This window comes from Microbulbifer agarilyticus (genome assembly GCF_020171345.1).
Classification (GTDB): domain Bacteria; phylum Pseudomonadota; class Gammaproteobacteria; order Pseudomonadales; family Cellvibrionaceae; genus Microbulbifer; species Microbulbifer agarilyticus_D.
The window spans coordinates 768,499-793,123 of record NZ_JAIUZM010000001.1 but is presented as its reverse complement, the minus strand read 5'-3'; the positions used below and the strand labels follow the sequence as shown (position 1 = coordinate 793,123).

The window sequence follows — 24,625 nt, the reverse complement described above, 5'->3', positions numbered from 1 at the left end:
AGGCTGGGTAAGAAGGATAGGAAGGGTAGGAAGATACTGTGGGTCGCAAACAGACGGCGCTGCTGGGGCAGCTGAGTGATATCGACCTGCGCCTGCTGCGGGTTTTCCGCGCAGTGGCGGAGGCAGGGGGCTTCTCGGCGGCGGAGTTGGAGCTCAACGTGGGGCGTTCCACCATCAGCCGCCATATCAAGGACCTGGAGGTGCGCCTCGGCGTGACCCTGTGCCAGCGCGGGCGCAGCGGCTTTGCTCTCACCAGCGAGGGGCGCCAGATCTACCAGGCCACCCTGCGCCTGCTCAGCTCCCTGGACGCCTTCCGCGGTGAGGTGGCGGATGTGCACAAGCGCATGACCGGGCATATCTCCCTGGCCCTGTTCGACAAGATGGTCACCAACCCCGCCGCCCATATCGACGCCGCCCTGCGCCAGTTTGACGACCTGGCCCCGGAGGTCAGCCTGGATATCCACATTGAGCCGATCAATGAAATCGAGCGCGGGGTGATGGAGGGGCGCTTCCAGTTGGGGGTGATTCCCGCCCACCGCGAGTCCCCCAGCCTCGACTACCAGCACCTGTTTTATGAGCAGATGTATCTCTACTGCGGCTACCGCCACCCATTGTTCGGTACCGCGGATATCTCCATCGACGACGACGCTATTCGCGCGTGCAAATACGCCGGCCTCGGCTATCACTCGCCGAATATGGAAGTGGGCAACCGGCTGGGGTTGCAGCGGGACATTACTGTCAACGACCAGGAAGCGATCGTGCACTGCCTGCAGTCCGGGCGGTATATCGGCTACCTGCCGGACCACTATGCGGAGACGTTTCTGAAGAAGGGCGAGATCCGGGCCATCTGTCCGCAGCGCTATCACTACGAATGTGACTTTATGGCGATCCAGCGGCGCTCACCCAAGGCATCGCGCATCGTGCAGACCTTGTGGGAGTGTCTGGCCAGCGCGCACGGCTGATCGTTTCTGCAGAGAGGAGGTTTTTGCAGAGAGGAAAAGGGAGCGAAAGGTAAGAAAGAAAAAGAAGGGGAAGAAAAGGAGAATCGGCGCGCACCCGCAACAGGCGCGCGCCGCCCAAGCGCATCAGAAGAAGATGAACTTGGCCACAAACAGTGCCGCCAGCGCGTACACCGCAATGCTCACATCTTTGGAGCGACCACTCAGGGTCTTGATCGCCGCGTAAGCGATAAAGCCGAGCGCAATGCCGTTGGCGATGGAGAACGACAACGGCATCATCACCGCGGCAATCACTGCAGGCGCCGCCTCGGTAATGTCATCCCAGTCGATGGTGGACAGGCCGGAGGTCATCAGTACCGCAACGTACATCAGTGCACCGGCAGTCGCGTAGGCCGGAACCATACCCACCAGCGGCGAGAAGAACAGCGCCAGCAGGAACAGGCCCGCACATACTACCGCGGTCAGACCGGTACGGCCGCCAGCGGCAACACCCGCGGTACTTTCCACGTAGGTAGTGGTGGTGGAGGAACCCATCAGGGAACCCACTGCAGACGCGGAGCTGTCGGCCATCAGCGCCTTGCCCATACCTGGCAGCTGGCCTTTTTTGTCCAGCAGCTTGGCGCGGTCGGCGGTGCTCAGCAGGGTGCCGGCGGTGTCGAACAGGTCCACAAACAGGAACGCGAAGATCACGCTGATCATGCCTACGTTAAACGCACCGGCAATATCCAGCTGCATAAAGGTCGGCGCCATGCTCGGCGGTGCGGAAACCAGGCCACCGTACTGCACCTTGCCCAGGGCCAGCGCAATACCGGTCACGATCAGAATCCCGATCATCACCGCGCCCAGCATACGGCGGTACGCCAGCGCCGCAATCAGCACAAAGCTCAGTGCGGCCAGTACCGCTTCCGCGGAGGTGACATCACCCAGGGTTACCAGGGTGGCCGGGCTCGCGGTCACGATGCCTGCGCTCTTCAGCGCGATGATCGCCAGGAACAGGCCCACACCGGCCGCCAGCGCCTGACGTAGGGACATGGGAATGCTGTCGATCACCCACTGGCGCACCTTGAAGATGCTGAGCAGCAGGAACACCACACCGGAGATAAACACCGCACCCAGCGCTACCTGCCAGCTGTAGCCCATTTCACCCACAACCACGTAGCTGAAGAAGGCGTTCAGGCCCATGCCCGGTGCCAGCGCAAACGGGTAGTTGGCGTACAGGCCCATGATCAAACAGCCCACGGCCGCGGCGAGACAGGTTGCGGTAAATACCGCGCCCTGATCCATGCCGGCAGCAGACATGATGTTCGGGTTGACGAAAATGATGTAGGCCATGGTCAGGAAGGTGGTGAGACCGGCAATGACTTCCTGGCGCACAGTGGTCTGGCGCTCGGAAAGTTTGAACAGGCGCTCGAGGATATTCGCTTGCGGGGCCGCGCTGTCGGCGGCCGCGGTAGATTTCGACTGGCTCATGATATTACGCACCGATTAATTAGAAGATTAATTAGAAGTGGTACTTCAGCAGCAGGTTGATGTTGCGCTCGTTGGAATCGATACCGAAGGTGCCGTCCTTGATGCCGAACTTATCGTTCCAGTGCACGTACTCAACACCAGCGTACAGCTTCTTCGGGTTGCCGCTGCGCGCGCCAATGTCCCACTTCAGCTGGGAAGTAAAGTTCAGGCTGGCGTGTACATCGCGGGAAGCGCTGGCCCAGTCGATAAAACCGTCGTACAGGAAGGATTCGCTACCGATGGTGAACGGCAGGCCCCAAACCAGGGTCAGCTGCTCGTTGTCCGCACGCTTTTCGTTGTTACGGTGGTAAACGTTGGCCTGCAGGTAGGCAAAGCCCGGCGCGTCCAGGTCAAAACCCACACCCGCCAGTTTGTTGACGAAGCGTTCGCCGGTTACCAGCAGGTTGTCCGGGTCATCGGTATTGCCCAGTTCCAGCTGGCCAGCCAGCAGCACGTCTTTTACCGGGCCAAATGCCACATCGTTACCCAGCTTGCCTAGGCTCAGGCGCGGGGAGATTTCACCGTACAGTTCGGCAGAACCGTCGGTGGACTTGAGGTAGTCGCCGAACATGAACAGGTCGCCCCAGGTGTGACCGCTCACGTGTTCGAAGGTCAGGACGTTACGGGTGCTGTCGTCGGTAGACAGGCCGTAGTTCACTTCGTAGTTCTTACCGTGCAGCGCGGTCAGGCTGTTGTCGCTCCACAGGGTTTTGGCCTGGGTGCCAGCGGCGAACAGGCCGGTCAGCAGGGAGAGGGATAGGGCGGGCAGGGACTGGGTCAGCTTCATGGTTACCTCAAGTGAGCTGGCGGAATCCTTCCCGACACACGGAGCGACTTGGAAGTCACTCTCTGGCTAAAAACTATGGCTAAAAAATAGGCGCGCAATGTACCGGAACTTATGGGGCACTTTCAAGGCTTTCGGCGCCAGACTGTGAGGTCAGCAACAAGATGGTTGAGTTCGCCAGTTAATATGGGCGGGACTGGAAACATGGCGCGTCTGCTACGCTGCTATTGCAATTGGATCGGCGCATTCCCGGGGCTCAGCGGGGTAGCGGTGGCGCTAGATATGGCCCCTGGCGAAGGCATTAGAGAGGGAGTTTGGTGAAAGCATCGGATCTGTTTGTGCGCGCACTGGAAGCGGAAGGCGTCGAGTTCGTTTTTGGCATCCCCGGAGAAGAAAACCTGGATCTGTTGGAATCCCTGCGCGGTTCCAAGATCCGGCTGGTGATAGGCCGCCATGAGCAGGCGGCCGGTTTTATGGCGGCCACCTACGGGCGGCTGACCGGCAACGCCGGCGTGTGCCTCTCTACCCTAGGCCCCGGTGCTACCAACCTGGTGACCGCGGCCGCCTACGCGCAGCTCGGCGCCATGCCGATGGTCATGGTTACCGGCCAGAAGCCGATCAAAAGCTCGAAGCAGGGGCGCTTCCAGATTATCGACATCGTCGACATGATGCAGCCGCTGACCAAGTTCACCAAGGTGATCGTCAGTGGCGACAATGTGCCGGCGCATGTGCGCGAGGCATTTCGGCAGGCGGAGGAAGAGCGGCCCGGTGCGACGCACCTGGAACTGCCGGAAGATATCGCCCGCGAGCACTCCACCATGCCGGTGCTGGAGCCCAGCTATACCCGCCGCCCCATTGCCGAGAATAAAGCGGTGTGCCAGGCGGTGCAGGCCATCGCTGCCGCGCGCAAGCCGCTGCTGTTAATCGGCGCCGGTGCCAACCGCAAACTCACTGCAAAGATGCTGCGGGAATTTGTGGAAAAGTTTGGTATCCCCGCAGTGACCACGCAGATGGGCAAAGGCGTGATCGACGAAGCGGGCTCGCACTTTATCGGCAACACCGCCTTGTCCGACGGTGACTTCGTGCACCGCGCCATTGACCAGGCCGATCTCATAATCAATGTCGGTCACGATGTTGTGGAAAAACCCCCGTTCTTTATGCGCCCGGGCGGGCCGGAAGTGGTGCATATTAACTTCAGTTCCGCGCAGGTCGACCCGGTATATTTCCCGCAGATTGAAGTGGTGGGGGATATCGCCAACAGCCTGTGGCAGATAAAAGAAAAGCTCGAGCCGCAAAGCCACTGGAGCTTCACCGACGCGCACCGTATTCGCGATGCGCTGCGCAAGCATATTGTGGACGGCGCACAGGACGCGAGCTTCCCGGTAAAGACTCAGCGTTTGATAAAAGAGGTGCGCGAGGCGGTGCCGGATAACGGCATCATCGCGCTGGACAATGGCATGTATAAGATCTGGTTTGCGCGCAACTACCAAGCGCACAAGCCCAATACCGTGCTGCTCGACAATGCCCTCGCCACCATGGGCGCCGGGCTCCCATCCGCCATGGCCGCCAAGCTGGTGCACCCGGATCGCAGTGTGGTGGCGATCTGTGGCGACGGCGGATTTATGATGAATTCCCAAGAGCTGGAAACGGCGGTGCGCCTGCAGCTCGACCTGGTGATTTTAATTCTGCGTGACGACGGCTACGGCATGATCAAGTGGAAGCAGTCGCAGATGAATTTCCACGACTTTGGGTTGGATTTTGGCAACCCGGATTTTGTTGCCTACGCAGAGTCCTATGGGGCCAGCGGCCACCGTATAGAACACACCGAAGATGTTCGCCCCACGATTGAACGTTGTATGCAGGAAGGGGGGATACACCTGATCGATATCCCCATGGACTACAGCGATAACGACCGGATTTTAAACCGCGAGATTCGCGAGCTCTCCGCCAAATTGTAAATGTGAAACGACTATTGGGGGAACGGGCTCTCCAGTCTGGCCTGAAGGCGGGCAACGGCATACTATCGCGGTTTGATTTATACAGAAGGCTCTCTTTATGCCGGACTCCCCTGCGCCCACCGCAACCGACTCTGCTCCGTCGCTATCACCAAAATCTTCAAGTGTAAGCGCTGGCGCCATGGCCAGGGCGCTGTGGCCATTCGTGCGGCCCTACAAGCTGGTGCTGATGTGTGCAGCGGTGGCGTTGGTTTTTACCGCGGCTATCACCCTGTCCATCGGCCAGGGCGTGCGGCTGCTGGTGGATGAGGGCCTAACCGGCGATTCCACCCAAGCGCTGTCCCACGCGGTGTTTATTATTATGGTGCTCGCCGTGCTGATGGCCCTGGGCACCTACACCCGGCACTATCTGGTTTCCTGGCTGGGCGAGCGGGTCGTGGCGGATCTGCGCAAGGCGGTATTCGATCATATCGTTACCCTGCATCCGAGCTATTTCGAAACCAACCGCAGCGGCGAGATTATGTCTCGCCTCACCACCGATACCACCCTGCTGCAGCAGATCATCGGTACCTCGTTTTCCATGGCGCTGCGCAGTGCGCTGATGTTTGTCGGTGCGCTGATTCTTCTATTATTCACCAATTTGAAGTTAAGCCTGATGGTACTGATCGGCGTACCGCTGGTGCTGCTGCCGATTACCCTTTACGGGCGCCGGGTGCGCAAACTCTCCAAGGCAAGCCAGGACTCCATTGCCGATGTGGGCAGCTACGCTGGAGAAATTATCCAGCATATTAAAACCGTGCAGAGCTACACCCGTGAGCGGTATGAAATGCAGGCGTTTTCTGGTGAAGTGGAAATCGCGTTTGGCGTTGCCAAGCGGCGCGTGCGCCAGCGTTCGCTGCTTATTGCGGTAGTGATATTGATGATGTTCGGCGCGGTCAGCGGCCTGATCTGGGTCGGTGGCAACGACATGATTGCCGGGCGCATCACCAGCGGTGACCTCGCCGCTTTTGTTTTTTATGCGGTGATGATGGGGTCGGCGGTGGCCACCATTTCCGAGGTTTATAGCGAGCTGCAGCGTGCCACCGGTGCCACCGAACGGTTGATCGACCTGCTGAATGTCGAAGCGGAAATCCCGGTCAGTACAATCGCGTCATCTCAAACCGGTGGGCAAGATGCAGAGAGCACGGTCGACGGCGCAGAAGGTGAAGCCGAGCTCGCTTTTGAGGGAGTCACTTTCCACTATCCCTCGCGGCCGGATAAACCTGCATTGGAAGAGTTGAGCCTAGATGTGCCCACGGGCAAAAGTCTGGCTCTCGTCGGACCTTCGGGCGCGGGTAAATCCACGATGATGGATTTGCTGCAGCGCTTTTACGATCCGCAAAGTGGGTGCATTACGTTAAACGGAATCGATATTCGCGATCTCGATACTGCGATGTTGCGCAGTCAGATGGCGGTGGTACCACAGCAGCCCGCACTGTTTACCGCAGACGTCTGGTACAACCTACGCTACGGCAAGCCCGATGCCAGCGATGCGGAAGTCGTTGCCGCCGCCAAGGCCGCCCACGCCCATGAATTTATTGAGCAACTTCCGGATGGTTACAACAGTCACCTGGGCGAGCAGGGCGCGCGGCTTTCCGGTGGGCAGCGACAGCGTCTGGCCATTGCCCGGGCCATTCTTAAAGACCCAAAAATTCTATTGCTGGACGAAGCTACCAGTGCGCTCGACGCCGAGAGCGAACACCATGTGCAGCGTGCGCTAGAAACGCTGATGAACGATCGCACCACAATTATTATTGCCCACCGCCTTGCCACCATTCTGCACGCGGACAATATCGCCGTGCTGGAAAATGGGCGCCTGGTTGCCCAGGGTCGACATCAGCAATTGGTGGAAAGCTCCCCACTGTACAAACGCCTCGCCGAGCTGCAATTTCGCGAGGCGCAAACTCAGGAATCCTGACCTGAATTCTGTGGTGACCCGGCCGCCTGCAGCAGCTCACGTCGGCTTTGCAGCTGGTACACCCGCTGTAGGTTTCTCTTGGCGGCGATATTTGAATTGTCCAGGGAAATGGCACGGGTATAACTCAGCTCCGCCAGATCCAGGCTGCCCTGACGTCGGTACAGATAGCCAAGGGTATTCCACACCACCGAAGATTCCGGTGTTAGTGTCAGCGCCTCGCGGGTCATGCCGATCGCCGTGTCGATGTTCCCGTCCCGCGCTTCGTTCAAGGCCAGGTTATTCAGGTACAGCGCCTGTACGTCCTCATCCGAAAGCTTCTCGTGGCGGTAGCGCGAGCGTGGCTCAAAATTCATCTCCACAATCCGCGTGCTCCACCCATAGGATATTTCCGCATTGATATGCAGGACGTTCTCGACCAGTACCCGCCCACTGTTGCTGCGGGTGGCGCGCCGCTCCTGTGGTACGTGCACCTGGTTGAAGTGCGCCGGTACGCCCACCTCCCGCGCCAGCGCCACAATCATCGCGGCAAACGAAATACAGTTGCCCCGCTGCTGTGAAAACGCTTCAGCAGCAGTGGCCGTGGTATCCAGATCGTACTCCATATAAAACCGCTGCTGGCGCAGCGTGCGCAAAATTTGCCGCATACGCTGGTTGGGTGAAAGTGACGGGTCGATCGAATCCACAAACGCTTTCATTTCCGGCGATACCGCGAGCAGATCCGGCGCCAGCGGCTGCAGATCTGTCTGTGGGGGCAGCTGCCCCTCCTGTTCCCAGGGCAAAGGGGACAGAGACGTGCTTGTAAGTGGCAGCCCGCTGGCTGCGTCTGCACTGTGGATAAGTGGGGCAACGCGCGCACTGAGTTCTTCACTCCCGGCAGCAGTATTCCCGGGCAGTGTCGTCGAGCTGCTACATGCAGCCAGCGTCGCGCTGGCTAAAATCGCAATCCATCGCATAAGTCAATTCTCCTGAAAGTTGGAGTATTGATGCACATAAATATTGGTTTAGATGCATTGGCTCGACGAAATTGCTGAAAATGGGGGTGAAACGAAAATCTAGGCGGTAACACGTCGGCGAACTGAGCGGTGGTGGCGGCCGGTCGAATAGGAGAAAGATGACTGGAGGCTAGGGTCTGGTTTCGGTTTTTGGCTGGGAGAAACCACTGGCGCTGGAATGCCTAAAAACGAGCGCGCAATAGTGCTCCGGCGAATACAGCCATACACACAGTCGCTTTGCTTAGCAGGCTATGGCGCCTTGTGGTGCTCCAGTGTTTTCCCCAGGGGGAACCATTTCAGATAGAGCGCTAACGCCACCAGCAATAATGCCGCGCTCAATATCACGGCAACCGCAATATAAATACGATCATAGGCCTGTTCGGTATTGTATTTGAGGATCAAAATCAGCCCCTCAAGTGCGACAGCGCAAATAATGGTGCCGATGAAGCGCGGTAAGTCACGTTGCAGGATTTCGGTAACACTGGGCTCAGACCCCGGAGGTACCGCGAGCTCTAAATCGATCAAATAGGCCAACTCGAAAATGGTCAATGCAACAACAAAATTGGTTGCCGTATTGACAAGTATGTAAGCGATATTGGTGGCGCTGGATACTCCTTCTCCCTCGAAAATACTGACAATGGCACTAACCACCGTCGATACCACAATGCCCAACGACACCAATGCGAATACGAGGGCAAACATGTGTCCAAAAGCCCGTCGCCAGCTTTTATAGAGGTATTTCTTTCCCATTTCGACGAATTATCCTTGGCGCACTGCTGCTCGGTAGCATGACAGGTGTCACGGTTTAAGAAACTCAGTGTAGGCAAATTGATACCCGTCGGAACAGTTCGGCCATGGCTGCGCCAACCCTCACCTATCTTGTTGCACGTCTGGTTTCGTTTGAGGCTGGCAAAGCAAACGGGTAACAATGCGATTTAGCGGAAGGAAACACACACCGGGCTGCGCACCCGCAGTACCGACTCCTGTTGAAAACGCTGCTTGTAGATATCCACAAGCTCGTTAATGGCGGTGTCGGACCCTGCCGTTTCCCGATGCACCAGCAACAACACCTTGCTGCGCTCACGTACAATCTCGCCACTGCTACCGCGCCACTGTCCCCTGCCAGAGAGAACCGTAAATCCGTTGGGGAAGCGCGGTGACACCGCGTTGGCAAGGAAATCCCGCCACTCGGCGTCTGATACTTCACCAGTGAATGTTTCTGTGCCGAAGAAAAGTTGGTCGTGGATTTCCAGCTGTTCGCCCGGTTTGCAGCTTAAGCCTGCGGTAGTGGCACAACCGCAAAGGCTGAATATTGCCGCAATAATCAGGGTGTGAGCAGCCCGAAACAATGGCGCTAGAATTGGAGCCGATAAGAACGTCATACGTTTCAAAATTATCCACTGGTAGTCTATGTGTTCCCAATAATGTCGCTTAAGTCGACTATTTGATTTTCGACTATATTTTGCGTGGCTACGGGTAAACCTTAGTCGATGGCAAATTACCACGTATTTTGGGCTGTGGAAGTCCTTAAATAATTACATTAATAGAAAGCAACCTAGGTGAACTAGTTGAAGTGGGCCACTTTGTTAGCGATTACTTTTTTATCCGCATGCGCCTCAATTGAGGATGTTCAGTCTGGCGCAGGTTATGTTGTCTTCGATTTTTACTTAAAGGATGACAGTCGGCGTAAAGACTGCAAGCTAGCGCTATATAATCGAGGCCGTATAACACATTTGGCCTCGAGAAAGCCCGTTCATTCACTCCGTTCGGGGATCTATAGAATTATTCATTTTGACTGCAGTGAGCTAATGAACGGTCTTGTCAATGGCTTGGATATACCACTTGCGAATCCGCTCGAATTTGAAGTGAAGAATGGGGAGGTTACCTATTTGGGAACATTCATACTTAAGAAAACTAATAAAACGGGCGCATTTGAGGTGGGCCTATCAACTGGCATGGGGTTGCTAGATAGAGCGTGCGAGTATTCACCGGAAATTTTAGCGCCGGGAAATATACATATGGGGCTAGTTAATTGGGGCGGTAAGAGGGATTTTGAATATCAGTGTAAAAATAGTAAAAAAGCAATCTGAGTAAGTTTTAACAAGTGCGATAGCCTTTAGTATCTCGATAAAATTTACAGTTTTCGTTATTCGCAAATGGACGTGTTATCTGTGTGTGGGGGGCAGACGGGATAGTACCTATTGTTAATTGTCCCGGTGATTGGTGAAAAACTCAATTTTTCGCAATCGATTGCTTCAGTCACTTAGCCAACAAATAACTTCTTTGCCATATCGATCGTCTTTTGGGGCGGCCGTCAAAACTCCATCGCTTAGCCTCGACACACCTGCTATCTTCCTTGCATAACAACGCAAAGGAATGCCTCATGCCCAGCAACCTTACCGCCGCCCTGACGCTGTTTACTGCAATATTTCTATCTGTAGGTATGACCGGTTGCGACCGCTCACAGACGGAACTCTCGCCCAAACCTGAAAGCGAAGCTGCGCCGGAAGAGCAGGCGAAGGACGAAGGCAAACCTGACTTCTCCATCGAATACGAGCAGTTCCAGCTGGATAACGGCCTCAACGTGGTGTTCCACATCGACCGTTCCGATCCGGTGGTGGCGGTGTCACTCACTGCCCATGTGGGTTCGGCGCGTGAGGTAGAGGGGCGTACCGGTTTTGCGCACTTGTTCGAGCACCTGTTGTTTTTAGAGTCCGAGAACCTGGGCAAGGGCGGGCTAGATGCGATGAGTGCACGCATCGGTGGTTCCGGTGCCAATGGTTCTACTTCCCGGGATGTCACCAATTACTACCAGACGGTGCCGAAAGACGCGCTGGAAAAAATGCTTTGGGCAGAGGCGGACAAGCTGGGCTGGTTTATCAATACGGTGACCGACCCGGTGTTGGCGAAAGAAAAACAGGTGGTAAAGAACGAGAAGCGCCAGGGCGTGGATAACCGCCCTTACGGCCACACCCAGTATGTGATCGACAGCAACCTCTACCCGGAAGGGCACCCATATAGCTGGCAGGTGATTGGTTCGCTGGAAGATGTCGGCAATGCCACGCTGGATGATGTGAAGACGTTTTTCCGCCGCTGGTATGTGCCGAACAATGTGACCCTTGTGGTGTCCGGAGATTTTGACCCAGAGCAGGCGCGCAAGCTGGTGCACAAGTATTTCGATGAGATTCCCGAGGGCGAGCCGGTGGAACGCGCAGCCAAGCAGCCGGTGACCCTGAAGGAAACCAAGCGTCTGTATTACGAAGACAACTTTGCCCGCCAGCCACAACTCACCATGGCCTGGCCCACCGTGCCCCGTTATAACGCCGACAGTTATCCACTGGCGGTACTCGCAAATTACCTTTCTGTGGGCAAGCGTGCGCCCCTGTACCGAGTGCTGGTGGAACAAGAGCAGTTGACCCCGGGTGTTTCCATGTACGCCTATGAATCGGAACTGGCAGGGCAGATGCAGCTCAAGACACAGGCGTTTGCCGGTGGTGCGCTGGACCCGATTTACGCGGGCATCGAAAAAAGCTTTGCCCTGTTTGAAAAAGAGGGCATATCCGAGGAAGACCTGGAGCGTATCAAGGCGGGCCAGGAGGTGGCCTTCTACAACAGTCTCTCCAGTGTGGTGGGCAAGGCCTTCCAGCTGGCCCAGTACCAGATTTACGCCAATGACCCGGGCTATGTAAGCAAGGACATTGCACGCCTGCTGGCGGTGACGTCGGAAGATGTGGTCCGCGTGTACGAGAAATACATCAAGGGTAAGCCCTATATCGCAACGAGCTTTGTGCCACGCGGTGAAAAGGATCTAGCGCTGGACGGCTCTGTTGCCGCACAAGTGGTGGAAGAGGAGGTGGTCGCCGGCGCGGAGGCGCAGTTTGATGCCTCCGGCAGTGCGGAATACGAGAAAACCCCTTCGACGTTTGACCGCCTCAAGGAGCCCGAATACGGCGAACCGGCGGAACCAGTGGTGCCGGATGTCTGGCGCGGCAAGCTGGGCAATGGCATCGAAGTGCTGGGCATCGAAAACAGCGAAGTGCCGACGGTGCGCTTCAGCCTGGTGATGGACGGCGGCCAATTGCAGGAGAGTATCGATAAAACCGGTGTGGCGCACCTCACGGCGATACTGATGGGCCGCGGTACCAAAAACCGTACGCCGGAAGAGTTGGAAACGGCCATCCAGAAACTCGGTGCCGGCATCGGTATTTATTCCGGGCAGGATACCTTTCGCTTTGATGTGACGACCCTGGCACGCAACTTCAACGAGGTGTTCGCGCTGTTGCAGGAAATGCTGTTGGAACCGCGCTGGGATGAGAAGGAGCTGGTGCTGGCGAAGAAGGGCGTTATCAGCCAGATCAAACAGGCGGAGGGCGAGCCCAACGCGATCGCTGGCAAGAACTTTGCCCGCCTGCTCCACGGCAAAGACAATATCCGTGGTTACAGTGGTCTGGGCACCGAGGAATCCGTGAATGCGATTACCATGGACGACCTCAAGGCCTACTACAACAACTACCTGTCGCCGTCGGTGGCCCGCGCCCATGTGGTGGGGGATATCCAACAGGCGGACTTTATGGCCACTGCGGAACAGCTGGCCAAGCAGTGGCCGGCGAAAGCGGTGGAAGTCCCCAACCCGAAATCCGAACCCGCCGAGCCCGGTATCTACTTTATCGATGTGCCCGGCTCCAAGCAGTCGGTATTGCGCATTGGGCGCATGGCGATGCCGGTGGTATCGGAAGATTATTATCCGGCGGTATTCACCAATTACATCCTCGGTGGCGGTGGCTTCGCCTCTCGCCTGACCCAGTTACTGCGCGAGGGCAAGGGCTACACCTATGGCATCAGCTCCAGTATTTCCGGTAACAAACACGAGGGGCAGTTCACCATTGGCAGTGGTGTACGCGCCAATGTCACCGGGGAATCGGTACAGTTAATTAATGATGTACTCAAGGAGTTCGGGCCCACCTACACCGAGGAGGATTTGCAAACCTCGAAATCTTTCCTTATTCGCAGTAACGCCCGCGCCTTCGAAACCGCCGGCGCCAAGCTGGGTGTGCTGGAGAGTATGAGCGAATTCGGCTGGCCGGCGGACTTTGTACGCGAGCGCGAGGCGGTGGCCAAGGCGATGACGATTCCCAAGGTGCAGAAAATTGCCGAGACCTATATGCTGCCCGACTCGATGATCTGGGTTGTAGTGGGGGATGAGGCGACGCAACTGCAGCGGCTGGAAGATCTCAAGCTGTTTAATGTAAAGCTGCTGAAGAAGGAAGAACTCGCCAAATTGCACTCACCACCGTAAGACTGAGCGGTGGGCGGTAAAAAAGAGAACGCCTGCCTGCGTCTATACTTGCCGCACGCAAAAAATTTCCTCATGGAGTAATGCGGCAGCGCAGCTCGGTAACAGTCTGCGCCGCTGACATGGATGTTGTAAAGAAGTGATGGACACGGAGGTGCACTCCGGCGACCAGCCGCCCACAGGATGGGGCGAACGCATTTGGTCGCTGGCGCTACTGGCTTTCCCCCTCGGGGTCACGCTCTGGCTGCTGTCATTGATCGGCCCAGTGCGGGAGCACGCGCCACTGGTGTTCGGCGTCAGTTGGGTTCCCAGTCTCGGGGTCGAGCTGAATTTCCTGATTGACGGTTTAAGCCTGCTGTTCGGTCTACTGGTCAGCGGGGTCGGTTTCTTTGTGGCGCTGTACGCCAAGTTTTACCTCCGCGGCCATCCGCTGATCCAGCGATTTTTCTTTTATCTCTTTCTGTTTATGCTCGGCATGCTGGGGCTGGTGCTGGCCGGCAATCTCATTACGCTGTTTGTGTTTTGGGAAATCACCACCATCGCCAGCTACCTGCTGATCGGTTTCAATCATGAAAAAGCCAGCGCGCGGCGCTCGGCGCTGCAGGCATTGCTGATTACCGCGGTCGGCGGACTGGCCTTGCTGGCTGGCTTGCTGTTGCTGGGGATGGTTGTCGGCAGTTACAACTTTGTCGAAGTACTGGCGGCGAGAGACAAGGTGCATAGCCACGCGCTGTACCTGCCGATTTTGATTCTGGTACTGATCGGCGCCTTTACCAAATCTGCGCAATTACCTTTCCACTTCTGGCTGCCCAACGCCATGGCCGCGCCCACCCCGGTCAGCGCCTACCTGCATTCCGCCACTATGGTAAAGGCCGGCATCTATCTGCTCGCGCGTATGTATCCGGTATTGGGTGGCAGCGAAGCCTGGTTGTTGACGCTCAATATCGTCGGCGCGGTGACGGCGGTGATTGCTGCGATTCTCGCCATGCGACAGACGGACCTGAAACTCGCACTCGCCTACACCACGGTGGTGGCGCTGGGTATCCTGATTATGTTCCTCGGCTCCGAGGCCAGTGTGGCCATTGCCGCGGCGATCACGTTTATTCTGGTGCACTCTTTTTACAAAGCGGCACTATTTATGGTGGTGGGGATTATCGACCACCAGACCGGCACCCGTGAGATAACTGCGCTCGGCGGTTTGGGCAAGCGCCTGCCAATTACCTTTGTGATTGCCGCCGCCGCCGGCTTTTCCATGGCGGGGTTCCCGCCATTTCTCGGTTTTATCGGTAAGGAATTGAAATACGAGGGGGCGCTGGCGATTGCCGAGGAGCCCACCTTTGTGGCCTGGGCCGCCGTGTTTGCCAATGCATTGATGGTCGCCATTGCCGCCACAGTTGCGCTGCGGCCTTTCTGGGGGCGTCTGCCGGAAAAATTGCAGTCGGTGCGCGAGGCATCACCGGGGTTATGGATCAGCCCGCTGGTGATGGCACTACTGGGGCTGACCTTTGGCCTGGCGCCCGCACTGATCGCCGACACCCTGGTCGGGCCCGCGGTAACCGCCACCATGGGGCGAGAGGAATCCGTGTCATTAAAACTCTGGCATGGCATCAATCTCCCGCTGGTGATGAGTATCACCACTTTTGCATTGGGCGTACTCGCATTTTATTTGCAGCCGCAAATTCGCGCCTTTCTCAACTGGATTGCCAAATGGCTCCCGGCGAACTCGGACACCCAGTGGGACCGCGGCCTGGATTTATTCAAACGCGGTGCGGCGCTGCATACCCGCCATCTACAACACGGCATTCTCAAACACTATCTGGCGGCGGTATTTGCTGTTGCCTCGGTGTTGTTGTTGTGGGGGCTGATGCGCAGCGGCGGTTTTGATATGGCCGTGAACTGGGAGCGCCTGACGGTGAAGGAATGGGCGGCGATGGCGCTGGTGTTTGCCGGCTCTCTGGTGGCGATATGCACTCGTACGCCGCTGACCGCCATTTGTAGCCTCGGTGGTATGGGGGTCGGTATTGCGCTGATCTTTTTGTTTTTCGGTGCACCGGATGTAGCGATCACCCAGCTGTTGGTGGAGACGCTGTTTTTAGTGCTGATTGCGCTGACACTACACCGTTTGCCGCACGCCACCGAGGTGAGTGGGACTGGGTTTCGTTTTGTGGATGCGCTACTCGCCGTATCGGTCGGTACTACGGTGTCTTTGACGATCTTGGCGGTACTGCAGCAGCCGCTGATCAGCCCGACCAAAGAATACTTTGAACTTGCTGCCGTACCCGAGGCGTTCGGGCGCAATATCGTCAATGTGATTCTGGTGGACTTCCGCGCACTGGATACCTTTGGTGAGGTGGTAGTGGTGCTGGTGGCTGCGGTCGGTGCCGCCGCCTTGTTGCGGCGCAAACTCAAACCGAGAGTGTCGCTCGCCGATACGAAAAAGGAACAGACATGAGCTCCGTCATCCTCCAGGGCACCACACGCTTGCTGGTTGCGCTGATTCTGTTGTTTTCCGTGTACATGTTAATGCGCGGGCATAATTTGCCCGGCGGTGGGTTTATTGCCGGGTTAATCGCCTCCGCCGCATTCGTGTTGTATGCGCTGGCCTGGAGTCTGCAGGAAGCGCGCGCGGCGTTGCGCGTTTCCCCGGTGAAGCTGGCGGCCATCGGCGCACTGCTTTCCCTGGCATCCGCGGTGCCGGGCCTGCTCAAGGGGTTTCCGCCGTTTACCGGCCTGTGGCTCTTTATCGGCGGTGGCGAAGGCGACAAGGGCATTCCGATCAGCACGGTGTTGCTGTTCGATGTAGGCATTTACCTGGCGGTGCTGGGCGCGGTGCTGGCTCTGTTTTTCACCATAGAGGTGGACTGACGTGGAATCGGCATTGGTGCTCGTGATTGGGGTGATGGTGGCTGCGGGTGTATACCTGATGCTGGCGTCGAACCTGCTGTGTTATTTGTTTGGCCTGATACTACTGAGCAATGCCGCCAACCTGGTGATCTTTGTTGCCGGCCGCTTGACCCGGGCTGTGCCGCCACTGATCCCCAAGGGGCAGGAAGCACCGCTAGAGCCGGTCGCCAATGCACTGCCACAGGCGATGATCCTTACTGCGATCGTAATCGGTTTTGGGTTACTGGCATTTACCCTGGCACTGGTCGTGGCCTGTTATCGCGAACTCGGCACCATTGATTCCGACCATATGCGCCTGGCGGAACCCCCGCCGAAACGTGGGGAGCACTGATGGGCTGGCTACTCGCGCTGCCATTCCTGCTGCCGATTGCGACCGGACTCTTTGCCCTGGGGGCCAGGCGTAAGCCGCGGCGCGCGCGCGCGATCAGTCTGCTCGGGTGCATCGGGCTGTTTATCGTCGTGGTAATTATCTTTGTGCGGGTAGTCGACGAGGGAACCATTGCTGCGCAAATGGGTAACTGGCCGGCGCCTTTCGGTATTACTCTGGTGGCGGACCGGCTAAGTGCAGTCATGCTGCTGTTGGCCGGGCTGGTGGGGTTGGTGGTCGCCATTTTTGCCCAGGCGGATGTGGACTTGCGCCGTGAAGTCTTGGGGTTTCAGGGGTTTTATCAATTGTTGCTTGCCGGGGTGTGCGGCAGCTTTGTAACCGGTGACCTGTTCAACCTGTATGTATGGTTTGAGGTGATGCTGATTGCCTCCTTTGCGCTGCTCATTCTCGGTGGCGAGCGTGCGCAGTTGGATGGCGGTATCAAGTATGTAGCACTTAACTTGGTGTCGACCCTGTTTATGCTGATGGCCATCGGCATGGTGTACGGTCTTACCGGTACATTGAATTTGGCGGCGTTACATGTGGCGCTCGCCGAGGTGGACCAGCCTGCGGCGCTGCATATGCTGGCGGTACTGTTGATCGTGGCCTTTGGTATCAAGGCCGCCTTGTTTCCGCTGTATTTTTGGTTGCCGGCTTCTTATCACGTGCCGCCAGTGGCGGTGACGGCGGTATTTGCCGGGCTTCTCACCAAGGTGGGTGTCTACGCGCTGATCCGTACTTTCACTTTGATATTCCCCGCCGACTTTAGTTTTGCCCATGACCTGCTGCTGATTGCCGCGCTACTCACCATGTTGAGCGGTGTTATCGGTGCGGCGTCGCAATACGAATTTCGCAAAATTCTCGCCTTTCATATTATCAGTCAGATTGGTTTCTTGGTGCTGGGGCTGGCGCTGTTTAGCCCGCTGGCACTGGCCGGGTCTATCTTTTACATGGTGCACAACATCGTCGCCAAGACCAACCTGCTGCTGATTAGCGGTACGGCGCGGCGTATGACCGGCAGTTTCAACCTCGCGGAAATTGGCGGGCTGTATCGAGTGAGCCCGGTATTAGCGGCTGTATTTTTTATTGCCGCGTTCAGTCTTGCCGGCTTTCCGCCGCTGTCCGGCTTCTGGGCCAAGTTGATGCTGGTCACTGCCAGCCTGGAGCAGGCGGCCTATTGGGTGGCGGCAGTTGCGCTGATTACCGGCGCGCTCACCCTGTTTTCCATGAGCAAGATTTGGAGCGAGGCGTTCTGGAAGCCACACCCAACCGGAGAGGTGCGCTCCCTCACCAGTCTCACGGTTTCTGAGCGTATACAACGCATGTTGCCGACGGTGCTATTGGTGGCGATTACGCTGGGCCTGGGGCTGTTCCCCCAGCCGCTGATCCAATTCTGTGAAACCGCGGCGAGGGAGCTGTTAGACCCGGCGGGTTATGTGGCAACGGTGTTACCGTCGCGCGGCGGGTGATGTGAATTCGTAGCTGCCGAAGGAGGCGTTATGCAATTGTTTCTGATGAATATTCTGCTGGCGATCAGCTGGTGTGCGCTCACCAGTGACGCCACCCTGGATAATGTCGTAGTCGGGATGATCATCGGGTTCCTGGCGATGGCGCTGTCGCCGGTGCGCAAATTTAACGATGGTTATTTTCGGCGCCTGCCCAAGGTGTTGGCGCTGATCGGTTATTTCTTGAAGGAGCTATTGGTTTCAGGGTTGCGTGCTACCTGGGAAGTGCTGGCGCCCGCTTCTCACCGGCAGCCTTGTGTAGTGGAAGTCCCCACGTCATATCCGGATGACAATGAATTACTGCTGCTGTCGCAACTTCTCTCATTGACCCCGGGCACCCTGGTGGTTGATATCGATGATGAAAACAAAACCTTGTACGTACACAGTATGTTTGTCTCCGACGGGGCGCAATTTCGCAAGGAGTTGCATGACGGTCTGGAGAAAAAAATTCGTGAGGCGTTTGAATAATGTTGCAGGCGATTCTCGACGGAAGTTCGCCGATTCTTACCCTGGCGATCGCTCTGGCTTCCTGGTTGTTGTTGCTGGCGCTCGGCCTGTGTTTTTACCGTATTGCGCGCGGGCCCACACTGGCAGACCGTGTGGTAGCGCTGGATGTACTGAATATTCTGGCGGTTGCCTACTGCGCGCTGCTGGCGATTTCTTCTGGACGTGATGTGTATCTGGATGCGGCGATTGCTCTGGCACTGGTCGCGTTTCTGGTCGCGGTGGCATTTGGTCGCTTTGTGGAGCGGCTTGCGGAGGATGAAGTGTTGGCGAAAACCGAGCGCGAGGGCACAGATGATTCAAGCCATTCTTGAGTGGGCGCTTGCATTGCTCATTATCACCGGGAGTTTTTTCGGCTTTACCGCGGCACTGGGTTTGGTGCGCATGCGGGATATCTATTTGCGTATGAGTACATCTGGCAAGGGCGCCACCCTGTGTTGTGGCTTGTTATTAATTGGCGTGGCGCTACTTTTTCAGGATACAGGGGTAACGGCGCGCGCAGTGGCGGCCATTCTTTTTTTACTGCTCACAGTACCGGTTGGGGCGCATATGATTGCGCGTGCAGCATTTCGTACTGGCACACCCATGTGGGATGGTGAATCATTAAGTTCGCCGAGAAAAGGCTTGCCTGAAAATATCGATAAGCGGGGGGCGGATTAGCCTCCGCCTGTTGAGGGCGCACAGGGTTATCGGCACTACTCGCGAATGCAGAAAGCCATATCCAGCAGCGGCAGCACTGTGGGCTTGCTTGTTGTGGTGGTGAGATTGGACGATCACCGCAGCAGTTACTTGGATAAACCTATCGTCGCAGAGCGAGATTAATTACTGTCGATCTGCTCGCGAATTTTGCCAAATACATTGCGGATCAGGCGCTTTGCTCTCGGCATTTTTTCTTCCACTTCCTTGCGCAGGGCCAGCAGCTCTCCGTCATCGGGCTGGACCTTCAGGCCGCGTTTCACATTGCGGTCGGCGCCCTTGATATCGCCTTCCAGCAAATCGGTACGCGCACGACGGGTGTATTCATCCACAACCTGGCCCATACCTGCGAGCGCGCGGTTGTTATTGGCATCCAGTGCCAGCGCCTCGCGATAGAAGTACAGGGCATTATTCCCTTGCGGGCGGTTGAGGTCGCCGCGCTCCAGCGCTTCGGTGCCCCGTGTCACATACCGCTGTACCAGCCGTGCCGTTACTTCGGCCAGGCCATCTTCGGCGGCACGGTTGTCGTCGTCCAGCATCAACACCTGACGAAAGTAGTAACGGGCATTGTCCTGCTCCGGGAAGATGTAGCGTTCTTCCTCCAGGCCCAGTTCCGCCCGCTCCAGCAGCCGGTTTATTTCTTTGTCGGTCTCACTTTCATAGGTCAGCGCAGCTACGAGCAGCGCGGCACAGGCTACTCCTGCTACGGCGAGAGCGGGGCGGGATTGCAGAAATGGAAGTTTTGCAACGTTGCCCTGGTGAGCGGGGGTGGATATGGCCACAGTGGTCGCAGGCGGCTGGTGTAGGGACTGAATGGCCGTGACCAGCACTTCACAGTTCTGGAAGCGATCGGCCGGTGACTTGGCCAGCATGCGTTCCAGCAGCGGTGCAAGGTAAGCCAGTTCTGTGGGGAGCTCTGGTACCGGCTGCTGAATGTGGTTGATGGCGGTGCCCGTGTGGCTGTCGCCCTTAAACGGGTTATAGCCGAGTAACAGTTCCAGCAGGATCACGCCGAGACTGTAGATATCACTGGTGATATCCAGCGGTTGCCCCTGAGCCTGTTCCGGACTGCTGTAAGACGGGCTGCCCAGGCTGAAACCAGCTTGGGTCAGGTCGGAGTTGTTATCCACTTCCTTGGCAATGCCAAAGTCGGTGAGCACGACCGTCTTGTCTTTACGAAACAGAATATTCGCGGGCTTTACGTCCCGGTGAATGATGCCTTGCTGGTGCACCACCGCCAGCCCCTGGGCGATCTCACGGATTAAGCCCAGTGCAGCCTGTGGCTCACGGAACCGCTCCAGGTTTTCATCCAGGTCACCGCCACTGACAAACTCCATGGCGATGTAGTGGTCGCCATTCGCTAGGGTGGCGATGTCGTGAATGGTGATGATGTGCGGGTTGTTGAGGCTCGCAATAAAGTGGGCCTCATTGATAAAGCGCGCATTCAGCCTGGCACTGGCGCTGTCGCGCTCAACGTTGCGCAGTACCTTGATGGCCACTTTGCGATTGAGAGACTCCTGTGTGGCCAGATAGACCGATGCCATACCGCCCTGGCCAATGGGACCGTGCACGGTGTAACCGGGAATTGTGAGGTCGGAGTGTGTCATAAGAATCGTGCGCCAAATGTCAGCGGGCAAGAATACCCTTGCCGCAGATTGAGATAAACCGACCAGATCCAGTTTGCCGCTCTTCGACCACATTCGGAAAGCTGATGCGCGCTACGAGCCTTATTCTGAATCGACCTAACTCGTCGAACCTACTGCCGTACACTGATGAGAGTGATTCGTTTGAATGCACGCCGCCGGCACCGACGACGCCTTCAGGCTGTTCGCGCGGGCGATCTAGGTAACCAGCAAAGGCCTGAGACACAGGTCTGTTAGCAAGATCTGAAGAGGTAACGACATGGCTGACAATATATTGGATATGGCGGTACGCCACCTGGGTTCGGCGGGAATGAGCGCGTTGGGCAGTGCCCTGGGCTTGCCGGCGGATAAATCGGAAGGTGCCTTTTCAGCCGGTGTGGCCTCGGTGCTGGCCGGTATGATGGGTAAGGCCGGCAGTGAAAGCGGCCTGGGCTCCCTGCTGAATATGGCTACCAAAAGTACCGAAATGGACCTGTCCTCGCCGGGGGACATCTTTGCCGATGCGGGCCGCATGACGAGCCTGCAGGATGTTGGGGGCAATATCCTTGGTTCCCTGTTTGGGAACAAGGAGTCCGGTGTATTCAATGTGATTTCCAGCGCGCTGGGGCTGGACAATACCAAGACCGGCAGCTTGCTCAAAGTCGCCGCGCCGGTAGTGATGTCCATCATCGGTAAATTGGTGAAAAGTAAGGGCCTGAATATGCAAGGCCTTGCGTCACTGCTGATGGGGCAAAAAGACAGCATCAAAAATTACGTGCCTGCCGGCCTGATGAACGAGCTGGGTGTGAAGAGCCTGGATGACTTTACCGCACCTGCAGCGGAGGCGGCCCCGCGTCAGGCGGCTGCACAGCCAATAGAGAGGAAGAGTGGCTTCGGCAAGTGGCTGTGGCCTCTACTCATCGCGCTGGCAGTGCTGTGGGCACTGAATATGTGTGCCAAGAAAGAGAAAATGGATGATGGCACCGGTGGTGTAGTGATGGAGCAAGAAGAAGTGGTGGTTGACGATGCGACACCACCTCCGGCAGACCCTGCGACGACCACGCCAGACACGGGCACCGAAACCCCGGTTGGTACGATCGTTGGTACTGAAGACTTCGCCGCCAGCTTCCGCGCTTACCTGGCGGAAGCCGCACGGGATCCAAACAAGGAGTTCCTGCTGAAAATCGTGTTCCCGACGGACGGCACTATGCCCACCGCGGCATCGCTGCCGGACGTGCAGGCGTTAATTAAAATCATGCAGGAAAACCCGGGCCTGACGGTGATCATTGAAGGGCATACCGATAGTGACGGCGATGCCGCGGCGAACGAAGAACTGTCGAAGACCCGCGCGGAAGCGGTGAAGAAAATGCTCGCTGATGCCGGTGTGCAGGCGGTTCGCGTGACCGCGGTGGGTGTTGGCGCGGCCAAGCCGGTTGCCGACAACAATACCGAAGAAGGTAAACAGCAAAACCGTCGCATCGCGGTGAAGGTGGATAAATACACCCAGTAAGTGCAAGGGGTGACGGAAATAAAAAAAACCGCGGTTCGCCGCGGTTTTTTTATGGGGTTTACTGTTTGTTCTGTCGCGCTGGGCTCAGCCGCGGAATTTTTCCCGATAGGCGCCCGGTGCCAGTCCGGTCCATTTCTTGAACGCGCGGTTGAACGCGCTGGGCTCGGAAAAACCCAGTCGCTCGGCAATTTCGGCAACCGCGGTATCCTGGCCCTTCAGCTGGTACATGGCCATATCGCGGCGCACGGAATCCTTGATGTCCTGCCAGCTGTTGCCCTCGTCCTTCAGGCGTCGGCGCAGGGTCTGTGGCGAAGTGAACAGTCGCTCCGCCACATCGTCGAGGGACAGGTTTTCAATACTGTTGTCGCTTTGCAGCATACGGCGAATACGGCCGGTAAAACTGTTGTCGGATTTGTACTGGGTCAGCAGGCACTCCGGCGCACGGGCGAGGAATTCGCTTAGCTGCTGGGCATCGCGCACCAGTGGCATGCTCAGGTAGCGGGTACTAAATACCAGGCAGGTTTCCTGCTGATTGAAGTAGTGTCGGCAGGGGAACATATCCGCATACTCTTCGTCGTAATCCGGCGGCGGGAATGCCAGATGTACCCGCTCCAGTAAAATCGTGCGGTCGATCAGCCAACTAAAAAAGCGCAGCCAGATGACGGCAATAGATTCAACAAAATTTTGGTTCGGTAGTTGCTTGCGGTTTTCGTGATGGAAAATAAGGCGCGCCTCTTCGCCATCCTCCACCAGCTTGATGTGCAGCTCGTCGCTGACCATGGCAACAAATCGCGCTGAGCGCAGCAGGGCGCGACGCAGGCTGGGGCAGGTGATGGTGGCGTGGCCCATCATGGCGAAGGTGCCGGGTAGCCAGGGGCGCGACAGATAGCCGCTGGATTCATCGCCCAGCTCATCCCACAGGCGGCGCAGGAGTAGGGCCAGTTGCTCTCGCCCAATGCGCGCGTCTGGTGCCTGGGTTTGGTTGAGGTCCACGCTGGAGTCTATGAGCAGGCGATCGCAATCGATACCTTGCGCGCGGGCGGCGGCAAGGTGGGCAAATACCGCAGCGGCCAGAATGCCGGATTCCCGATACTGCAAGGATTCTTGAGGCTTCTCTTCTGTCTCCACGGTCACTTTCCCGCTGTGTGCTTATTGAATATTTGTGACCGGATTATGCAAAAAGGTGGGTGAAAAGTCGCGCTTTGCAGCGATTCATTCTGGGGGAGTCCCGGTTCGCGGTGGAAACTTGTGATCTGGTGGGGGGTGGTTTGCGGCGCGCTATGTGCTACAAAGGGCGCAGCTTAACTCGCAAACAAGGACGTACCATGCCGCAAGCCCTGAATTCGGGTCTCAACCCCACCATCTGCCGTCGCCTGTTGATCGCCTACCTGATTGAGCGGCTGCCGCGCCCCAATAACCCCGCACTGGAGGAGGCCACTGGCTGGCCGCGCCGCACCATTCAGGATGTGATTGCCAAGGGCCTGCCGGGCCACGGTACCCTGGTGGCGTTTGTGCAGCAGGGCGTGCGCAATAACGACGGTTATTATGAGATGAAGGACTGGGGGTCCATTGATCGAAAGTGGGTGCAGGAAAATCTGGCGGCAATTGTCGAGGAGCTGCAAGTGGCACCGGAACAGATTCCGGCGCCCCAGTAAGGAGAAACTGTAACGATTACTGCTGCGGTGCGGCGGCCTTCTGCAGAATGGTATTGACCTTCTTCAGCAGCTCGGGATCGTTGCGCAACTGGGTGGCAATGCCCTGATACTCTTCCTTGCTCAACCCCGCGCTTTGCACCGCGGCGAGCATTTTACCCTGCGCTTCTACATTGATCGCTTCCGCGGCAGCGGCATCGGCGGCCGCTTTAATCTTCGGTGCGTACTCCTGGCTCAGGGTCACAATAGAACGGTAGGCTTCGGCAAATTTCTGCAGTTGTGTATCGGACACCGCGGTTTCCGCAAAGGCGCTGGAAACGGCGAGTGCCAGGGCGAGGACGAGGGAGTAAATGGCGGTCGGCTTCATAAGCACCTCTGATTTTCGAATGCAATGGGTTATCGAAGGCAACGCATCT

General features: G+C 57.2%; 22 protein-coding genes. 14 read left to right on the top strand and 8 right to left on the bottom strand.

What is annotated here, in order from left to right; all coding sequences use genetic code 11:
* The first annotated feature begins 38 nt into the window (after window positions 1-38).
* The gene (locus LCM31_RS03235) at window positions 39-962 is read left to right on the top strand and encodes a LysR family transcriptional regulator (RefSeq protein ID WP_222229593.1); all 924 of its coding nucleotides are present in this window, start codon (window positions 39-41) and stop codon (window positions 960-962) included.
* A gap of 123 nt (window positions 963-1,085) precedes the next feature.
* Here the strand turns inward: LCM31_RS03235 and LCM31_RS03230 are convergent, their stop codons facing one another.
* On the bottom strand, window positions 1,086-2,429 hold the full coding sequence (locus tag LCM31_RS03230; protein WP_224867512.1) for an NCS2 family permease: 1,344 nt from the start codon (window positions 2,427-2,429) through the stop codon (window positions 1,086-1,088).
* Between the two features lie 31 nt (window positions 2,430-2,460).
* Entirely contained in the window at window positions 2,461-3,255 is a 795-nt protein-coding gene (locus LCM31_RS03225; protein ID WP_224867510.1) for an outer membrane protein OmpK, read from the bottom strand.
* A gap of 314 nt (window positions 3,256-3,569) precedes the next feature.
* On the opposite strand from LCM31_RS03225, the gene LCM31_RS03220 reads away from it, so the two are divergent.
* On the top strand, window positions 3,570-5,210 hold the full coding sequence (locus LCM31_RS03220; RefSeq protein ID WP_224867508.1) for an acetolactate synthase large subunit: 1,641 nt from the start codon (window positions 3,570-3,572) through the stop codon (window positions 5,208-5,210).
* A gap of 97 nt (window positions 5,211-5,307) precedes the next feature.
* Window positions 5,308-7,164, top strand: a complete 1,857-nt coding sequence (locus tag LCM31_RS03215; RefSeq protein WP_404804060.1) for an ABC transporter transmembrane domain-containing protein — start codon at window positions 5,308-5,310, stop codon at window positions 7,162-7,164.
* Here the strand turns inward: LCM31_RS03215 and LCM31_RS03210 are convergent.
* The 3 genes from LCM31_RS03210 to LCM31_RS03200 all read right to left on the bottom strand — a co-directional run bounded on the left by LCM31_RS03210 (window position 7,152) and on the right by LCM31_RS03200 (window position 9,538).
* Complete coding sequence (locus LCM31_RS03210) at window positions 7,152-8,117, bottom strand: transglutaminase domain-containing protein (protein ID WP_224867504.1); 966 nt, start codon at window positions 8,115-8,117, stop codon at window positions 7,152-7,154. The two genes, LCM31_RS03215 and LCM31_RS03210, sit on opposite strands and share 13 nt — an antisense overlap.
* 288 nt (window positions 8,118-8,405) lie before the next feature.
* Window positions 8,406-8,906 carry a hypothetical protein gene (locus LCM31_RS03205; RefSeq protein ID WP_224867502.1) on the bottom strand — a complete coding sequence of 167 codons (501 nt, stop codon included), beginning with the start codon at window positions 8,904-8,906 and terminating at the stop codon, window positions 8,406-8,408.
* A 185-nt stretch (window positions 8,907-9,091) separates the two neighbouring features.
* Entirely contained in the window at window positions 9,092-9,538 is a 447-nt protein-coding gene (locus LCM31_RS03200; RefSeq protein ID WP_224867500.1) for a DUF3574 domain-containing protein, read from the bottom strand.
* A gap of 186 nt (window positions 9,539-9,724) precedes the next feature.
* On the opposite strand from LCM31_RS03200, the gene LCM31_RS03195 reads away from it, so the two are divergent.
* The 9 genes from LCM31_RS03195 to mnhG all read left to right on the top strand — a co-directional run bounded on the left by LCM31_RS03195 (window position 9,725) and on the right by mnhG (window position 19,389).
* On the top strand, window positions 9,725-10,246 hold the full coding sequence (locus LCM31_RS03195) for a hypothetical protein (RefSeq protein WP_224867498.1): 522 nt from the start codon (window positions 9,725-9,727) through the stop codon (window positions 10,244-10,246).
* Window positions 10,247-10,539: 293 nt separating this feature from the next.
* Window positions 10,540-13,452, top strand: coding sequence for a M16 family metallopeptidase (locus tag LCM31_RS03190; protein ID WP_224867497.1), 2,913 nt, complete (start codon window positions 10,540-10,542; stop codon window positions 13,450-13,452).
* A gap of 139 nt (window positions 13,453-13,591) precedes the next feature.
* Window positions 13,592-15,901, top strand: a complete 2,310-nt coding sequence (gene mbhE / locus LCM31_RS03185) for a hydrogen gas-evolving membrane-bound hydrogenase subunit E (protein ID WP_224868651.1) — start codon at window positions 13,592-13,594, stop codon at window positions 15,899-15,901.
* Window positions 15,898-16,314: an MnhB domain-containing protein gene (locus tag LCM31_RS03180; RefSeq protein WP_224867495.1), complete on the top strand. Its 417-nt coding sequence runs from the start codon at window positions 15,898-15,900 to the stop codon at window positions 16,312-16,314. Before mbhE ends, LCM31_RS03180 begins: the two co-directional genes overlap by 4 nt.
* Before the next feature lies 1 nt (window position 16,315).
* Window positions 16,316-16,684: a Na+/H+ antiporter subunit C gene (locus tag LCM31_RS03175; protein ID WP_224867493.1), complete on the top strand. Its 369-nt coding sequence runs from the start codon at window positions 16,316-16,318 to the stop codon at window positions 16,682-16,684.
* A complete protein-coding gene (locus LCM31_RS03170) occupies window positions 16,684-18,189 on the top strand; it encodes a Na+/H+ antiporter subunit D (RefSeq protein WP_224867491.1) in 1,506 nt (501 codons plus the stop codon). Before LCM31_RS03175 ends, LCM31_RS03170 begins: the two co-directional genes overlap by 1 nt.
* Window positions 18,190-18,219: 30 nt before the next feature.
* On the top strand, window positions 18,220-18,693 hold the full coding sequence (locus LCM31_RS03165; protein WP_224867489.1) for a Na+/H+ antiporter subunit E: 474 nt from the start codon (window positions 18,220-18,222) through the stop codon (window positions 18,691-18,693).
* A complete protein-coding gene (locus LCM31_RS03160; RefSeq protein ID WP_224867487.1) occupies window positions 18,693-19,043 on the top strand; it encodes a monovalent cation/H+ antiporter complex subunit F in 351 nt (116 codons plus the stop codon). Before LCM31_RS03165 ends, LCM31_RS03160 begins: the two co-directional genes overlap by 1 nt.
* Window positions 19,024-19,389: a monovalent cation/H(+) antiporter subunit G gene (gene mnhG, locus LCM31_RS03155; RefSeq protein WP_224867485.1), complete on the top strand. Its 366-nt coding sequence runs from the start codon at window positions 19,024-19,026 to the stop codon at window positions 19,387-19,389. Before LCM31_RS03160 ends, mnhG begins: the two co-directional genes overlap by 20 nt.
* A 158-nt stretch (window positions 19,390-19,547) precedes the next feature.
* Here mnhG and LCM31_RS03150 read toward each other — a convergent pair whose 3' ends face one another.
* Window positions 19,548-21,032, bottom strand: a complete 1,485-nt coding sequence (locus LCM31_RS03150; RefSeq protein WP_224867483.1) for a serine/threonine-protein kinase — start codon at window positions 21,030-21,032, stop codon at window positions 19,548-19,550.
* A gap of 295 nt (window positions 21,033-21,327) precedes the next feature.
* Between LCM31_RS03150 and LCM31_RS03145 the strand changes: the two genes are divergently transcribed.
* On the top strand, window positions 21,328-22,557 hold the full coding sequence (locus tag LCM31_RS03145) for an OmpA family protein (RefSeq protein ID WP_224867481.1): 1,230 nt from the start codon (window positions 21,328-21,330) through the stop codon (window positions 22,555-22,557).
* 84 nt (window positions 22,558-22,641) lie between these two features.
* On the opposite strand, the gene LCM31_RS03140 is transcribed toward LCM31_RS03145, so the two are convergent.
* The gene (locus LCM31_RS03140; RefSeq protein WP_224867480.1) at window positions 22,642-23,685 is read right to left on the bottom strand and encodes an AraC family transcriptional regulator; all 1,044 of its coding nucleotides are present in this window, start codon (window positions 23,683-23,685) and stop codon (window positions 22,642-22,644) included.
* Between the two features lie 197 nt (window positions 23,686-23,882).
* Between LCM31_RS03140 and LCM31_RS03135 the strand changes: the two genes are divergently transcribed.
* Window positions 23,883-24,212, top strand: coding sequence for a helix-turn-helix domain-containing protein (locus LCM31_RS03135; RefSeq protein WP_224867478.1), 330 nt, complete (start codon window positions 23,883-23,885; stop codon window positions 24,210-24,212).
* Window positions 24,213-24,228: 16 nt separating this feature from the next.
* On the opposite strand, the gene LCM31_RS03130 is transcribed toward LCM31_RS03135, so the two are convergent.
* Complete coding sequence (locus tag LCM31_RS03130) at window positions 24,229-24,576, bottom strand: DUF4168 domain-containing protein (protein WP_224867476.1); 348 nt, start codon at window positions 24,574-24,576, stop codon at window positions 24,229-24,231.
* Window positions 24,577-24,625 lie beyond the last annotated feature (49 nt).